General features: G+C 60.8%; 10 protein-coding genes, 2 pseudogenes and 1 other annotated feature. Of the genes and pseudogenes, 2 read left to right on the top strand and 10 right to left on the bottom strand.

Features of this window, described 5'->3' with window-relative positions; genetic code table 11:
• Positions 1-91 precede the first annotated feature (91 nt).
• From RCH06_RS01460 to RCH06_RS01440, 5 genes and pseudogenes are all read right to left on the bottom strand, one after another.
• Positions 92-2068 (bottom strand): annotated as a pseudogene (locus RCH06_RS01460) (alpha-2-macroglobulin); the annotation flags it as partial.
• Between the two features lie 131 nt (positions 2069-2199).
• Positions 2200-3723, bottom strand: a complete 1524-nt coding sequence (locus RCH06_RS01455) for a DegQ family serine endoprotease (protein WP_327079646.1) — start codon at positions 3721-3723, stop codon at positions 2200-2202.
• A 79-nt stretch (positions 3724-3802) separates the two neighbouring features.
• Complete coding sequence (locus RCH06_RS01450) at positions 3803-5233, bottom strand: ATP-binding protein (RefSeq protein WP_327079645.1); 1431 nt, start codon at positions 5231-5233, stop codon at positions 3803-3805.
• On the bottom strand, positions 5230-5889 hold the full coding sequence (locus RCH06_RS01445) for a response regulator (protein ID WP_327079644.1): 660 nt from the start codon (positions 5887-5889) through the stop codon (positions 5230-5232). The genes RCH06_RS01450 and RCH06_RS01445 overlap by 4 nt, the downstream gene beginning before the upstream one ends.
• Before the next feature lie 192 nt (positions 5890-6081).
• Positions 6082-7749 carry a CorA family divalent cation transporter gene (locus RCH06_RS01440; RefSeq protein ID WP_327079643.1) on the bottom strand — a complete coding sequence of 556 codons (1668 nt, stop codon included), beginning with the start codon at positions 7747-7749 and terminating at the stop codon, positions 6082-6084.
• Between the two features lie 42 nt (positions 7750-7791).
• Between RCH06_RS01440 and RCH06_RS01435 the strand changes: the two genes are divergently transcribed.
• Entirely contained in the window at positions 7792-8190 is a 399-nt protein-coding gene (locus tag RCH06_RS01435) for a hypothetical protein (protein ID WP_327079642.1), read from the top strand.
• Here RCH06_RS01435 and RCH06_RS01430 read toward each other — a convergent pair.
• The 4 genes and pseudogenes from RCH06_RS01430 to RCH06_RS01415 all read right to left on the bottom strand — a co-directional run bounded on the left by RCH06_RS01430 (position 8174) and on the right by RCH06_RS01415 (position 12549).
• The gene (locus RCH06_RS01430) at positions 8174-8638 is read right to left on the bottom strand and encodes a hypothetical protein (RefSeq protein ID WP_327079641.1); all 465 of its coding nucleotides are present in this window, start codon (positions 8636-8638) and stop codon (positions 8174-8176) included. The two genes, RCH06_RS01435 and RCH06_RS01430, sit on opposite strands and share 17 nt — an antisense overlap.
• An 883-nt stretch (positions 8639-9521) precedes the next feature.
• Positions 9522-9842: a hypothetical protein gene (locus RCH06_RS01425; protein ID WP_327079640.1), complete on the bottom strand. Its 321-nt coding sequence runs from the start codon at positions 9840-9842 to the stop codon at positions 9522-9524.
• 809 nt (positions 9843-10651) lie between these two features.
• The gene (locus RCH06_RS01420) at positions 10652-11299 is read right to left on the bottom strand and encodes a Vat family streptogramin A O-acetyltransferase (protein WP_327079639.1); all 648 of its coding nucleotides are present in this window, start codon (positions 11297-11299) and stop codon (positions 10652-10654) included.
• Positions 11300-11346: 47 nt separating this feature from the next.
• Positions 11347-12549 (bottom strand): annotated as a pseudogene (locus RCH06_RS01415) (IS3 family transposase).
• Positions 12155-12271, bottom strand: a sequence feature (AL1L pseudoknot). Its footprint overlaps the pseudogene before it by 117 nt.
• Before the next feature lie 137 nt (positions 12550-12686).
• Here RCH06_RS01415 and RCH06_RS01410 point away from each other — a divergent pair.
• Positions 12687-12884: a hypothetical protein gene (locus RCH06_RS01410; RefSeq protein ID WP_327079638.1), complete on the top strand. Its 198-nt coding sequence runs from the start codon at positions 12687-12689 to the stop codon at positions 12882-12884.
• A 527-nt stretch (positions 12885-13411) separates the two neighbouring features.
• Here RCH06_RS01410 and argH read toward each other — a convergent pair.
• Entirely contained in the window at positions 13412-14821 is a 1410-nt protein-coding gene (gene argH / locus RCH06_RS01405) for an argininosuccinate lyase (RefSeq protein WP_327079637.1), read from the bottom strand.
• Positions 14822-14908 lie beyond the last annotated feature (87 nt).

Raw genomic sequence — 14908 nt, 5'->3', positions numbered from 1 at the left:
GGGTCAAAGACTCTTCTGGATTTGGAATTGTTCACGTAAGTTGCCGTTTCGTTTTGACAACCTATCGTTGTGTCTTTTTAAATTAGACCACCACAGTGTGGACGCGCGTGTCCGGCACCGGGTCGGTGCTGGTGGGCACGTTGAAGCGCCACGGCTCGATGCCCTTGTGCCAGTCGCTCCAGGTAAAGCTCATGTCCTCGATGCCGCCTGCGGTGGCGCGGGCGCTGACAAAGTAGGCACTGCCGCCTTCGTCGTCGCTGCAGCGCGGTGGTTCTGACGACAAGTCGCTGAATTGCGCAATGCCTTTTTCGTTGGTGGTAGCGGTGGCCAGCACCTTGCCATCGCAGCTGGACACGCGCACCACGGCACCGGCCACGGGCGCGCCCTTGTCGAGCGTGGTGACCCAGGCCAGCGCGTTTTCGCGGCCCAGCTTGAAATGCACGCCCAGATTGGTCACCAGCGCCGAGGTGCGCACGTACATCGTGCGGTTTGCGCCGTGGCGGTCGTCCAGCAATGCGGTGCCCAGTGCCTGCGAGGCAATTTCCACCACATGAAAGCCTGCCGACAGCGGAATGCCGATGACTTCAAACGGGCGCAAAGCCGGGCTGGGTGCAGCGCCGCCTTCGGGGGCTGAAGGCTTGGGCAAGTCCAGCGTCTTGACGCCCGGCTGGCCACCCAGCAGCGACACCATGCGCGACTGCACATAGTTTTTGTCGGACTCTTCCAGCACTTTGGGCAGCGGCTTTTTGCTGTCGGCTTTGGCGGTTTTGCGCGCTATCTGGTAGCCGTCATAACGCTGCACCTTGCGAAACCAGGCAATGATGTCGGCGTCGCTGCGCGGCTGCAGGTCGCTCACCTGGCCGGCCGTCAAGGCCTTGGCTTGCAAAGCGGCTTCCACATTGCGCAGGGTGACCGGCAGCAGCGCCGGGTCACCCGGTTGGGTGTCCGGCTCGGCAAAGCGCTCCAGAATGCCGAAAGGTGCCGCTGCAAATTTGGCCAGCGGCGGCATGGCGCCGGTCGCTGCCTTGAGCGGGAAACTGTCGGCATTGACCAGTGGCCGATTGGCGGCGTCCTTGAAACCTGCGGGCAGTTCGAGCGTGAACGGGGTGGATTCTGCAAACGGCGGCTTGAACGAAATCTCGTTGACCAGGTTGTCGCCTTCGCCCGCCGGCGCTTCAAAGGTCGGTTTGATGTCGGCGCTGCCTGATTTGAGGCGAATCGCTTCGGCCAGCTTGCGCGGCACCGGCGCATTGAAGCTCAGCTGCATCGGGCGAATCGGCAAACACGCCGCGCGGGCGTTTTCGCGCTCGCAGCTAAAGCTGGCGGTAAACGGCTCGCGCACGGTGAAGTCGTAGCGCTTTTCCGTGCTGTTGGCGATGCCGCTGGGGGTGGCGACGCCTTTGCCGTAGACCAGCTGGATTTTGGTGGCCGGCGTCAACCGCCGGTTGCAGGCCAGCGTGGCAATGCGCAACGGGTCTTTGGCGGCGGCCTTGTCCAGGTTTTGCGATTTCAGCAGGTTGTCGCGTTCCGCGCCGTCAATCAGCCGAACCGGAACGCGCTCGCCCAGCCCTTCGACCGAACACCAGACGTTTTTCTGCAGGCTGGCCAGCGTGGCCGGGCCGTTCAGCCGCAGCACGAAATACTGTTCTTCGTCGATCGGCTGGTAGGTGCCGGGCCGCAGGCTTTGCACGAAAGGCCCACCGCTATTGAATTTATAGCTGGTAGTGCCCGTCAGCTGTGCGCCAGCGCTTGATTTGAAGCTTGAGTCAGCGCTGACAGCGCAGCTGACGCCCGGCGGCAGGTCGTTTTCAAATTGAAAGGCCCATTCCTTGTCGCTGATCCAGCGGCCCGAGCCTTTGGCGGCTTGCGCGTCGTTGCAGCGCACGGCCAGCGGCGCAGGCGCTTTGGCATCGCCGAAGTTGATCGCCGGGCCGTCAAACTTGGCCACGACTTGCCGCACCTGGGAAATCTCCCCCTGCGGTGACAGGCTGGTGATTTGCAGGGCTTGCGCCTGCAGGGCGGTGGCAGCCAAAAAGGCTGCGATTAAGGGGGAAAAAATTCGGGCCACGTTAACTCCTGGTCAGGAGGTAAAGCGTAGCCGATTAATTTGTCACGCTCTGCAGTGGCCGGGCAAGATTCGACGTAAAAAAAGGCGGACTATTGAGTCCGCCTTTTTCAGTGGGCCCTGGCGCGTCCGGTTCAGCCCAGATTGACCGGTACAAAAATCTTGCTGTTGCCGCGCAAGATCAGCAGCGCCACTGATTTTTGCGACTGGGCCACGGTGGCGCGTACCTGGTCGATGTTCTTCACGGGAACGCCGTTGATCGACAGCAGTACATCGCCCGCCTGCACGCCCGCCATCGCGGCCGGGCCGCTGGCTTGCTGCACCACCAAGCCGCTGTCAACGCCGGCTTCTTGCTGCTCGTCAGGCTGCAGCGGACGCAGCGCCAGCCCCAGCTTGCCTTGGCCGGGCGCGTCTTTTTTGCTGGCGACCTGAGCGGCCTTGTCGTCGGCATTGGCCAGCCTGGCGCTCAGCTCTTTCGACGCACCCTGGCGCCACACGCTCAGCTTGACGGTGTCGCCCGGTGAGGCCAGACCAATCACTGCCGGCAGGTCACCCGACGACACGACAGGCTTGCCGTTCACTTGCTGAATCACGTCGCCTGACTGCAGGCCCGCCTTGTCGGCCGGGCTGCCTTTTTCAACCGACGACACCAGCGCGCCTTCGGGCTTGTCGAGCTTGAAGGAGTCGGCAAACGCCTGATTGACTTCCTGCACCGACACGCCCAGGCGCGCATGCTCGACCTTGCCGGTGGCAACGATCTGGTTCTTGATCTTGTTGGCCACGTCAATCGGGATGGCAAACGACACGCCTTGGTAGCCGCCGCTGCGGGTGTAGATTTGCGAGTTGATGCCGACCACCTCGCCGCGCGTGTTGAACAGCGGGCCGCCCGAATTGCCGGGGTTGATGGCGACATCGGTCTGGATGAACGGCACGGCGCTGTCGTCAGGCAACGAGCGGCCCTTGGCGCTGACGACGCCGGCCGTCACGGTGTTTTCAAAACCAAACGGCGAGCCAATGGCCAGCACCCATTCGCCGACTTTCAGCTCGCTGGTTTTGCCCAGTTTGGCGACGGGCAGGTTGCTGGCCTCGATCTTCAGCACGGCAATGTCGGTCTTGGCGTCAGCGCCCAGCACCTTGGCGCGAAATTCCCGCCGGTCAGTCAGCTTGACGCTGACTTCCTTGGCACCGCGTACGACGTGGGCGTTGGTCAAAATAATGCCGTCAGCGCTGACGATAAAGCCCGAACCCTGGCCGCGCGTGGGCATTTCCTGGGGCGCGCTTTGGCCGCCCCGGCCCGCGCCCGGATGCTGGCCCTGACCTTGCTGGAAGCGGCGCAGCAATTCGCCCAGCGGGCCATTGAGCGGGTCGTCCTGGCTGTCGTCACCGCCGTCCTGCGCCAACGGCGAATCATTCGACACCTTGCTGGTGCCGATCACGCTGATATTGACGACCGACGGGCCGTAGCGTTCGGTAATCTGCGAAAAGTCGGGCAGCGCCATTGGGTTGGCCGTGGCGCTGGCCACCAGGGCAGGCGGCGACATGGCGGCATTGGCCGCGGTATGCGCAGCATTGAAAGCGCCGACACCGGCACCCCCGATGGCACCCGCAGCCAGCAGCGCAACGACCAGGCCGGTTTTGTTCAGGGAAGCGGATTTCATGGCGGTATTCCTTGCATTGACAAAAAGCACACGTTGGTGCCGATGCAATGAACTATGGACAGCCAGGCTTAGACGAAACTTAAACCCGAAGCGGCGCGGCAAAGCGCACTTCGACCTTCAGCCCGCCCAGGCGTTCCGAGTCGCCCAGCACCAGCAGCGCGCCGTGGCGGTCGGCAATGGCCCGCGCAATCGCCAGCCCGAGTCCGCTGCCGGCTTCCTGCGCCGTATCGCTGGCGCGAAAAAAACGGTCGAATACGCGCGGGCGGTTTTCCGGTGCAATACCCGGCCCGCTGTCTTCGACCGTCAGCACCGGCTGGCCTTGCTGCACATCGAACGACACATCGACCTGGCCGCCCGGCGGCGTGTACTTGACGGCGTTTTCCAGCAGGTTGCGCAGCAGGATGCGCAGGGCTTCCGGCTGTCCCTTGAGCGTTGGCATTTGCTGCGCCGTGGGGCTGTCGGCCAGACCCAGATCCATGTTTTTGAGCCGCGCTTGCGGCAGCACATCGGCCACGGCCAGCGTGATGACGCTTTGCAGATCCACCGGCTCGGCCGCATCCGACGCCTGGGCCGAACCGGCTTCTTCGCGCGCCAGCAGCAGCAACTGCTCGACGCCCCGGATGGCGCGGTCCAGCCCCAAATTCAGCCGCGCGACAGCGGCTTCGCGCGCGGCCGGGTCGGCATCCACACGGCGCAAGGCCTGCGCCTGCAGTTTGAGCGCGGTCAGCGGCGAGCGCAGTTCGTGCGCGGCATCGGCGACAAAGTTTTTCTGCGCTTCAAACGCCTGACGCACACGGCCAAACAACAAATTGAGTTCATCGACCAGCGGCCGCACTTCGTCGGGCAAGCCGACATCTTCCAGCGGCGAAAAATCATTGGCGGCGCGGCTGGCGACGACGCGGCGCGTTTGCTCGATGGGCGCCAGCGAGCGCCTGATGATCCACCACACCGCCAGCATCAAGAGCGGCGTAAGCCAGGCGAAGGGCAGCACGGCGCGCAGCGCCAACGCCCGTGCGCGGGCGGTGCGCGCGCTCAGGTCTTGCGCAATCTGCACCGTCTGCAAAGGCGTTTGCAGCGTGTACACCCGGTAGCGGTTGCCGTGCGCCTCAACATCTGAAAAACCCAGCACGGCGCGCGGCGGCAGCGCCGAATGGTTGGAGCGAAAAATCTGCGTGCCGTCCTGGCCCCAGATCTGTACGAACAGGTCGTAACTTGCGTCTTCGGGTGGCCCGTCCGGTGGCAGGCCCAGCGGAATACCGCCGCGCAGCGACAGCGCCGTCTGCTGCAAATGGTCGTCAAACAGCGCATCGGCCTGGCGCAGCGCACCCCGGTAAGCCGTCACGGCTTGCACCACGGCAGCCAGCAAAATGGCCACCAAAATAAACCCCAGCAAGCGCCGCTTGAGGGAATGCGCCCCCACGCTTGCCACTTCATGTGCTGCACTTCGTGCGGACGGGGCTGGGTTGGGCTGGGCCGGCCCGGCGCTGTGGCCGTCATGCACCGTTTTCATTCCTTGGGCACCACGTAGCCCAGCCCGCGCACCGTCTGGATGAAGTCGTTACCGAGTTTTTTGCGCACGCCGTGGACATAGACCTCGACTGCGTTGCTGCTGATGTCGTCCTTCCAGCTGAACAGCTTTTCTTCGAGCTGCGCGCGCGACAGCACCGCGCCGGGGCGGGCGATCAGCGCTTCCAGCACCGCCCATTCCCGCGCCGACAGCGACACCGGCTGGCCGTGCAACGTGGCTTCGCGCGTCGCCGGGTTCAGGCTGACGCCCTTGTGTTCAAACACCGGCTCGCCCCGGCCCGCGCTGCGGCGCAGCAGGGCACGAATGCGCGCCAGCAACTCGTCAATGTCATAGGGTTTGAGCACGTAGTCGTCGGCCCCGGCATCCAGCCCGGCGATGCGGTCAGCCACGCCGTCGCGGGCCGTGGCGACCAGCACCGGCACGGTGGCGCGGCGCTGGCGCAGGGCGCGCAGCACGTCCAGACCGTCGCGTTTGGGCAGGCCCAAATCGAGCAACACCAGGTCGTATTGCTCGCTTTTCAGCGCCGCGTCGGCCATGGCGCCGTCGCGCACCCAGTCCACGGCGTAGTGCTCGGCGCGCAGCACTTGCAGCACCGCCTCGCCAATCATGGCGTCGTCTTCAACCAGCAGTAAGCGCATGGGCGTTTCCTTGAAGTGGCACAGTCTGAGGCGTACAGCTTAGACGGGACTTAAAACGGACGCTTCGCCGCCGGTTGGATGGTGGCGAAGCGTCCGGGTGTGGCTTTAATGCTTCTTTTTTGATAGCTTGCAGCGCAGGCAGGACATGCGCTACAGGCTTTTTTTACTTAAATAACGCCCATTTCAAGCCGTTCAGTCGGCGTTTCGCCGCCATACCAGCCCGAGCGCGGTAAATTTCTGCCAGGTCGTGGCGCGCTCGTCAGACAGCACGTCCAGAAAGTCCGACAAGCGCTTGGACTTGGCCATGGTGTAGAACGTCAGCACCAGCGCCAGCACAAAGACGATGGCAAAAATCCACAGCTTGCGGCCCATCGGCGCGTCGGCCTCGGCCAGCAGGTTCATGCCCAGGAAACCCGTCGTCACCGTGCCGATCAGGCCGAAAATGGTCACCACGGTCAGGCGCACGACGGTGTTGGCCTGGCGGCGCAGGCTGTCGGCGTCCAGGTAGTTGTTCATCTCGTTGATGCGTTCTTTGACCTCAAGGTACAGCGAATCGACCTCAAGGTGGCCGGCGCACAGGCGAAACAGCGCGCGCACCTGGCCTTGCTCGGAAATGTCATGAAACCAGTAACGGTGCGTGAAGCGCAAAAAACTGGCAAAGCTGGCGCGTATCGTGCGCTTGAAGGCACGCACGCTGGCCGCGTCGGCAATGTCCAGGTTTTTCAGCGCCTCGGCCAGCCGGTCCGAGAACATCAGCAGCGCCGCCTTCTGAAAATGGGCAATCAAAAACAGCAAAAAATGCTGGTGCCGGAACTGCGCCAGCACACCGCGCTCCGGGCAGACAAAAAACGCGCTGTTCGCATCGCCCAGCACCAGGAGGTTATGGCCGCTGCACAAATAGCGCGTGTGGGGCGCGGCGCCGCCTTGGCCCCAGAAGCGGTCGTAGCAAAAGCGCCTTTCAAAGTCGCCCGGCTGGGCTTCGGCGTAAGGCGTGCGGGTGTCTGCGGTGGCGTCGGGTGGCCCCAGCACCAACGCCAGGCGGATGAAGTCGTTGCGGCTCACGTCAAGCGGACGGTCGACGGCCAGAAAGGCCAGTTGCGGCATGCGGTAGTACTCGATCTGCCGGTAGCGCAGGCTGCCGGACTTGCCCGAGTGGTCGCCCACCAGCGGTTCGAGCAGCCAGGCCCAGTGCGCGGCCACGCGCGGCGCGCGGTGCTGGCTGACATGCGCCATGAAAACCTCGCGCTGGCCGGCGTCCGACTGCGCCAGCACCTGGCCGCCCTGGCCCAGCCATTCGGCGCTGAGCAGGCAGTGCTGGGCGTTGCCATCGGCGTCCCAACTGGCCGGGTAGCCACGGCCAAAGCGGTACAGCAGCTCTTGCGCCTGCACCAGCGGCAGGTCGCTGGCGCTGATTTCGACGTTCAGCAGCACCAGATCCAGGTCAAGAAAAAAGTACAGATCAACATGCGTGATGTCCAGCATGACGGGCGCCGCGCCCGGATGCGTCACGACGCGCAGGCCCTTGACATCGCTGCGGCGAAACACCCGCATCGGCGAGCCGGCGGTGGCGACCGCGCCGGGCTGGCTGCGCCCCTCGCCGTACAAAAACCGCTGCACATAAGGCAAAAAGCTGACGAACTCGTTGTAGTGGCGCTCGTGAAAGCGGCCGCTGCCCGGGCTGTATTCATCGACCACCTCGCGCCAGGGCGATGCCTCGCCCATGCTTGCCAGCAACTCCCAGGGCTTGGCATGCCGGCCTTCGGAGCCCTGCACCGGCATCAGCCGCAAAGGCCAGAGCAAGACCTGCCGGAACTGTTTGACGCAGATTTCGGGGGCCTCAGTGGACATGGGAATGGACATGGCAATGGCCTTGCGGGATGTGGGGCAGGCAGTGTACGGGGAATGCCTGACAGCATCGGTTTGGGCGCGACCGCTAAAGAACTGCGCCACATCGTTGGCGCAGTGATTCATCATCGCGCCATGAATCTTGAGATCGCGCCACTCCATGAAATCGCATCGCCGGATGATCTGCTGCAAAGCATTCAACAGGCTGCTGCGGGGCTGACACTGGCGCAATTGCTAAACCGGCATGCCGCCTGTGCTCCGGCGCTAAGGACAACGGGTGATTTCATAAGAGCCGAGCTTCAAGACAAGCGGATGACAACCCAAGGATGCCTGGCCTGGACTGGGAGAAATGCAGCGCTTCACAGAACAGGCTGGGTGCCTTGCCGTTGGCGCTTCATTAGACTGAAGGTTTGGGTTTTGAATTTAGTAGCAGGGGTCGTCAGTCCACTTGTCTGACTGTGAGCATGCCGTTGCCATTTGGAGCAACCTCGGGTCTGGTGCAGGTATCGCCCTCGCACGTAAGTGTCCATTGGCGAGCCCGAGGGCTTTCACCTTTCAAGCACTTCAGCATGAACGCTACGTCGTAGCCTACGGATGTCTTTCGAATTTCTGCCTCAACCGGGTCATCATTAAAGACACCACGCGTGCTGCAATAGTCATTTGTCTGTCGTCCGTCCAAGGAAACCTTTCCTTGCATGATGCCATTTGCCGCAATTGTGTTGACATCAATCCGGACATCACCCGAGTATTTGCGCCCGCTGTTCATGCTTGTGAAGTCCCAGCCTCCGACCAGCTTGAAGGGTTTGAAGGCGTCATTGGCAGGAGTCGGCTCTGCTGCGAGAGCGGATGTACATCCGAGCAGGCATGAGACCAGCGTTGCTGCGATCAGTTTTGGAGAGTACATTTTTGGTCCTTGTGAAACGTCTCAATGACACAAAAGCCTTCAAATCAAATCGAAGGCACATGGAATTCAAGCCAGACGCAACGCGATGCCCAAAATCAGACAAGGCCTGAAGCGGCATGCCGAAGTGGATCAGCTCGAAAAAGTGGTCAGGCCGCCCCCGTGTTGCCTGACTGTTTGGGTCTGATGCCATACAGAGCAGCGGCAATCCGGGAGAAGAACCCCACAGCCAATGACTCCGGCGTTCCTGATGTTCATGTTCGCTAACGGTATACCTAATAGCCCTAGCAAGGCAAGAGCAGAACTCGCATAAAACAGCTGGCGCACCCACCGCATGCGCCCAGTCTCCGGAACTGCAAACGCAGCAAACAAGGCCCCCGAGGAAAGAATACGGCCCACGCCAAAATGTCCGGAGTAGACGATAGACATCCAAGTGATCGAAAAGACCACCGCTGCCCATGCGGTAGCTGCCATCTCGCGCTGGCAGCTGAGCGTCAATACCTAAACGAACTGATGAAGTGAACGCGGCACACAGGCTCATGAAGATCACGCCAAGCAGTGCCAACGGTTTTCTCTGCGCAGATGTGGCCAAGTGGATGCCTGCCGTGAAGGCAACCATTGCGGGTGCAATTGCGAGAATCACAATTTCCATGAGCGTGAACCAAGGATCCTGAATCTGCTTGTCTGGCGACGGCAGGAAGAGCAGTCCGACGCTGAAGACGGCCGAACAGGTTCTTCGCATCCGGGCAGCACATCCTTGATGCGTTCCCATTGATCATCCCTGAGTGCCTGTCTTGGGGTTATGCGTGCCCAAATAAAGTGAGCATCGTCCTGTTCAAGCCCTTCGGCCTTGCTTTCAATTGATGACACGCCCTGATCCTGATTTTTACGACCCATCAAGGTTTTGATACCACTCGGCATAAGGCGTATTTTTGACAAGATGCCGGTTGAAATCCTGGACACCATCCGTCCACCAGACAGGGCCGCGCTCGCCCAGAGAGATTTTTGCGGCATTGACTTCGGCGCGGGCTTGCGCAAGCGCGTGCGCATCCTGGCTACCCAGCGCAGTCTTCACGGCGCGCCGGGCATTCATCAGCTGCTGCACCAGTTCGCCGCGCACGGCGTCAGACAAGGCCGGATTGGTGGCCCGCCAAAGCCGTCCGCGAACCACAAAATAGCGCCCGTCAGGCGTGGTGGGTAGGTTCATGAAAGGGCGCTCCGCAAAGGGCTTCGTCTTTATAGAAATACAGCAACTTGTTCATGCGGGATTGGCGCGTGATTTGTGTATGTGTTGATGACTATGAAAAGCATAGCTGACAACGCACGCACAGCCTGCGCAGGCGGCACATTTTGTATGAAATTTGGCATTTCTGGCTGCTACCGGCCTCATCTGCGGAATCAATTCAAGCCTGCGAAGCAGGTTGCACTTGCATGAACGGCGGTTCGGCAGTTTCAGCATTTTAAAAAGAAGAACCCAGTCGCCAAAGCCAGGCCGCAGACACTGATCAGAAGCATGCCCACGATCCCGACAGCGATGAGGGCAGTGCGCTTGAACCGGCCAGTGCCCCGTGACCGCTTGACAACGAAATACAGCAGCCCTCCACCGAGCGCCACACCCAACGCCACAACAAGCCAGCCCAACGCGTTCACACTGGGATCTTTTGGCCCAAACTCAGCTGGACACTGGCGCATGGCAAATGAGGGGGCGCAGAGCGCTGTAAAAAGCCACACGAGGCAGAAGCGCCTGAATGAATGCCGCCCATTTTTCATATAGCTCCATAAATTTTTAGGCAGCCACCGACGCACGGATAAATCGCTCGGATTTGATCCCTATGAAACGGTCAAAGATGCCGCGGTGTGCGTGATAAGGCCATTGGTCCTGGCGCTGATAGAAACCAGTGACCAAACGTCCAGCTTGGCCAGTGCATATTTTCGCGCAAGACTCTTGGCTTGCATGGCCTTGCCTGCGCCTGAGTTGCCGAAAATGAGAAGTTTTATGGCTGGCTAACGCCTGAATTAAGCCGAGCCGCGAAGCGGCTTCGGCTTGAATGAATTGTTAGACATGGCTGCGCAATGACGCAATGCCTCAATGTCTCCGGACACGATCAGCTCTAGATGTTGGGTAATCTTATCAACGGGCCAGTCCCACCAGGCAAGCGACTCCAATGCAAGGACAGCATCCGGCTCAAACCGTTGTTTGATGGGCTTGGCGGGGTTGCCACCCACGATGGTGTATGCGGGAACATCCGAGACGACGACAGACCGCGAGGACACAATGGCGCCGTTGCCAATTTTGACGCCGGGCATGATCAGCGCCTCGAAGCCAATCCAGACGTCATTGCCAATAACCGTGTCACTTTTGTAGGGCAAATCCCCGGAGTTGGGCATGACCTTTTCCCAGCCGTTGCCGAAGATCTGAAATGGATAAGTGGAGGCGCCGGATAGCTTATGGTTGGCGCCGTTCATGAGGAACTTTACGCCCCGAGCGGTGACGCAGAACTTGCCGATGATCAGTTTGTCGCCGATGAATGGAAAGTGGTAAAGAACATTGCGCTCAAAGTTCTCTGAGTCATCTGGATCGTCGTAGTAGGTGTAGTCACCGACAATGATGTTGGGGCTTTTCACGGTGTTCTTGATGAAGCACACCTGTGGAAAGCCAGCCATTGGATGTTTGAACCGCCCCGGGTTTTGAGGAGGCTGGGTGGTTTAAGTCAGGCCGTTGTGGCGGCCTGATTGGCGAGTTGCCTGTAGTAGTTTGCCTCAGCTTCTGCCGGAGGGATATACCCGATGGGTTCAAGCAGCCTGTGGTGGTTGAACCAAGACACCCATTCGAGGGTGGCCAGCTCCACCGATTCCTTGGTTTTCCAGGGTGCCCGGCGGTGGATCAGCTCGGCCTTGTACACCCCATTGATCGTCTCGGCCAGGGCGCGTTGTCGTAACTGTCGCCCTTGCTGCCCACTGAGGGCTCGATGCCGGCCTCGGCCAAACGCTCGCTGTAGCGGATGCCGACGTATTGCGACCCACGGTCAGAATGATGGATCAACGCCCCGTCGCGCTCGGGCTGCCGGGCGTACAGCGCCTGCTCCAAGGCATTCAACACAAAGTCCGTTCGCATGGAACTGCTGCCCGCCCACGATGCGTCGGGCGTACACGTCGATCACAAAGGCCACGTACAGCCAGCCCTGCCAAGTCGAGACGTAAGTGAAGTCCGAAACCCAAAGTTGATTCGGTCGATCGGCCCTGAACCGCCGATTGACTCGGTCTAGCGGACATGCCGTCTTACGGTCGCTGACGGTGGTTCGCACCACCTTGCCCCGCATGACGCCACGCAGGCCCAGGCGGCGCATGAGCCGCTCCACGGTGCAGCGTGCCACGACCGTGCCTTCCCGTCTCAATTGCATCCAGACCTTATCGGCACCGTAGACGTGCAGGTTAGCCTGCCAAATCCGCTCGATGTGGGGCGCAAGTTCCGCATCGCGCTTGGCACGGCAACTCAGCCGCGTACCGCCTGTACCCTGATGGGGCGATCTGCAACACCTTGCAAACCGACTCGACCTCATGTGTGTGGCGGTAGTGGTCGATGAAGGCCCTCACGACTTCAGTCGGCGGCCCGGCTCCGCCTGGGCAAAAAAAGCACTCGCCAGCTTCAGGATCTCGTTGGCTCGGCGCAGTTCCTTGACCTCGCGCTCCAGCGCTTTCATTCGTTCGTGCTCGGACGTGGTCGTGCCTACCCTGGCGCCGGTATCAACTTTGTCGCGCTTGACCCATTCGTTCAGCGTCTGGGGCACGCAGCCGATCTTGGGGGCAATGGATTCGATGGCAGCCCACAGCGACGGTTACTCGCCACGGTGCTCTTGCACCATGCGCACTGCACGTTCGCGCACTTCAGGGAAAAACTTGTTCGACTTCTTCATGGCTCAATCCTCTCAGAGATTTGAGCCTCCTCAAAACCCGGGGCGGTTCAGGATGAGAATGGAGAGCGAAAGTCGGGTTGTCCTACGTGTGGTCGTGCATTTGGTGGATAAGATGCCAGACAACTTTAAGGAAATACATGACCGACCCCAGAAATGTTGCGCACGACAAGAAGGTGCATCAGGAGAAAAAGCATAGCGGCGAAGAGATTGCGCCAGGCTCGGATCAAACACCGCAGCCAGGTAAAAAAACCCACATGGAACATCACGCGTCTGACGTAGAAAAGGTACCTGACGAAGCGGCACCGCTGCCCACAGAAGAGAAGCCGCTCAATTGATTTCGTTGACGTAAAAGGTGGACTGCCTCGGTGCTGTGTTTCCGAGGCCTAACGTTGAAGTTCAGTGGTTGCGAAGCAATCCACTGCAACGCCCGGTTAGAACGCTGAGGGTGAAACCAGCATGCCTGGCAAACCACTGCGGCGCGCAAGCGCCAACACCACACCAAGACGACCCGCCAGAACAGGCAGTACTGCAAAAAAGATAGCTGGCTGCGCAGGCAGGACGTGCGCCAGCGGTAGTTTTCGCATGAACTTCGGCATGTGATGACTTGCAAACCTGACGTATATTGGACGACGCCATCTTATAGCTACAGCACTGCCTAATGCCGTACCATTTGTTCGACAGGCCACATTTTTCCTCAGAGCCAAATGCTTCTCAGCATTTAGGAAAGCCTGAAATTTCGCGGATCAACTTTGCGGGCTAAATTGCAAACTCCACAGCATTCAGTTATTCTGATGCAGGCCATTCGGTCTGCCCCAGATAAACCCGAATCATCAGCGAGAAATTCCCGCTGATGCCACAAAAATCACCCCAGCCGCACCCGGTGCCGCGCGATTTGCGCCCGTACCTGACTTGGCGCGGTGCCGCCCAGCACATTGCGCGCATTCAATGAGCCGCGCAGGCTAAGCACTTCGTACACATCTTTTTCAATTGACGGGTTGAATTCCTGCAGCACGGCCAGCGGCAGTTCTGACAAATCCACCTGGTGCTCGGTGGCGGCCTTGACGGCGTGGGCAACGGTTTCGTGGGCGTCGCGAAACGGCAGGCCTTTTTTCGTCAGGTAGTCGGCCAGGTCGGTCGCCGTGGCGTAGCCGCGCAAGGCGGCGCGTTCCATCGCTTCGGGCTTCACCGTGATGCCTTCGACCATTTCGGCAAAAATGCGCAGCGTGTCTTTCAGCGTGTCCACGGTGTCGAACAGCGGCTCCTTGTCTTCCTGGTTGTCCTTGTTGTAGGCCAGCGGCTGGCCTTTCATCAAGGTGATCAGGCCCATCAGGTGGCCGACGACACGGCCCGTTTTGCCACGCGCCAGTTCGGGCACGTCGGGGTTTTTCTTCTGCGGCATGATCGACGAGCCGGTGGTGAAGCGGTCGGCAATGTGGATGAAGCTGAAGTTCTGGCTCATCCACAAGATCAGCTCTTCGCTGAAGCGGCTGATGTGAATCATTGCCAGGCTGGCGGCGGCGGTGAATTCGATGGCAAAGTCGCGGTCGCTGACGGCGTCCAGGCTGTTTTGGCAAACCTGCGGCTGGCCTTGCTCATCGACCATGCCCAGCGTCGTGGCGACGCGCTCGCGGTCTAGCGGGTAGCTGGTGCCGGCCAGTGCGGCAGCGCCCAGCGGCAGGCGGTTGACGCGGCGGCGCACTTCCCCCATGCGTTCGGCGTCGCGGCTGAACATCTCGACGTAGGCCAGCATGTGATGGCCGAAGCTGACCGGCTGCGCCACCTGCAGGTGCGTGAAGCCGGGCAGGATGACTTCGACGTTTTTTTCGGCGATCTCGACCAGCGCTTTTTGCAGGTCCACCAGCAAGCCGCCGATCAGATCGATTTCGCCGCGCAGCCACAGGCGCACGTCGGTGGCGACCTGGTCGTTGCGCGAACGGCCGGTGTGCAGGCGCTTGCCGGGGTCGCCGACCAGCTGGGTCAGGCGCGCTTCGATGTTCAGGTGAACGTCTTCGAGGTCGAGCTTCCATTCAAACGCGCCGGATTCGATTTCGGCGGTGATTTTGGCCATGCCTTGCTGGATGGCGGCATGGTCGGCGGGCGCGATGATATGCTGCGCGGCCAGCATGTCGGCATGGGCCAGCGAGCCGGCAATGTCGGCTTGCCACAGGCGTTTGTCGAAGAACACGCTGGAGGTGTAGCGCTTGACCAGATCGCTCATGGGTTCGGAAAACAGGGCAGACCAGGCTTGGGATTTTTTGTCGAATTGGTTCATGGCGGGCTTTCTGGTTGGGGCCAACTGGCGGCAGGTTAAAGACAGTGTGCGGTGCTGGAACGACGGCAGGCTGCGTTCTGGCGCGCC

The organism is Polaromonas sp. CG_9.5 (assembly GCF_035984465.1).
Lineage (GTDB): Bacteria > Pseudomonadota > Gammaproteobacteria > Burkholderiales > Burkholderiaceae_C > Polaromonas.
Note: the sequence above shows the minus strand (reverse complement) of the source record. Positions and strands in the feature narration are given on the sequence as shown.

Bases quoted from the DNA above. Each gene is read 5' to 3' on its own strand.
- RCH06_RS01435 (WP_327079642.1), top strand. From the start codon at position 7,792: ATGCCTGACAGCATCGGTTTGGGCGCGACCGCTAAAGAACTGCGCCAC.
- RCH06_RS01420 (WP_327079639.1), bottom strand. From the start codon at position 11,299: ATGGCTGGCTTTCCACAGGTGTGCTTCATCAAGAACACCGTGAAAAGC.
- RCH06_RS01445 (WP_327079644.1), bottom strand. From the start codon at position 5,889: ATGCGCTTACTGCTGGTTGAAGACGACGCCATGATTGGCGAGGCGGTG.
- RCH06_RS01450 (WP_327079645.1), bottom strand. From the start codon at position 5,233: ATGAAAACGGTGCATGACGGCCACAGCGCCGGGCCGGCCCAGCCCAAC.
- RCH06_RS01430 (WP_327079641.1), bottom strand. From the start codon at position 8,638: ATGTACTCTCCAAAACTGATCGCAGCAACGCTGGTCTCATGCCTGCTC.
- RCH06_RS01455 (WP_327079646.1), bottom strand. From the start codon at position 3,723: ATGAAATCCGCTTCCCTGAACAAAACCGGCCTGGTCGTTGCGCTGCTG.
- RCH06_RS01410 (WP_327079638.1), top strand. From the start codon at position 12,687: ATGACCGACCCCAGAAATGTTGCGCACGACAAGAAGGTGCATCAGGAG.
- RCH06_RS01425 (WP_327079640.1), bottom strand. From the start codon at position 9,842: ATGAACCTACCCACCACGCCTGACGGGCGCTATTTTGTGGTTCGCGGA.
- argH (WP_327079637.1), bottom strand. From the start codon at position 14,821: ATGAACCAATTCGACAAAAAATCCCAAGCCTGGTCTGCCCTGTTTTCC.
- RCH06_RS01440 (WP_327079643.1), bottom strand. From the start codon at position 7,749: ATGTCCATTCCCATGTCCACTGAGGCCCCCGAAATCTGCGTCAAACAG.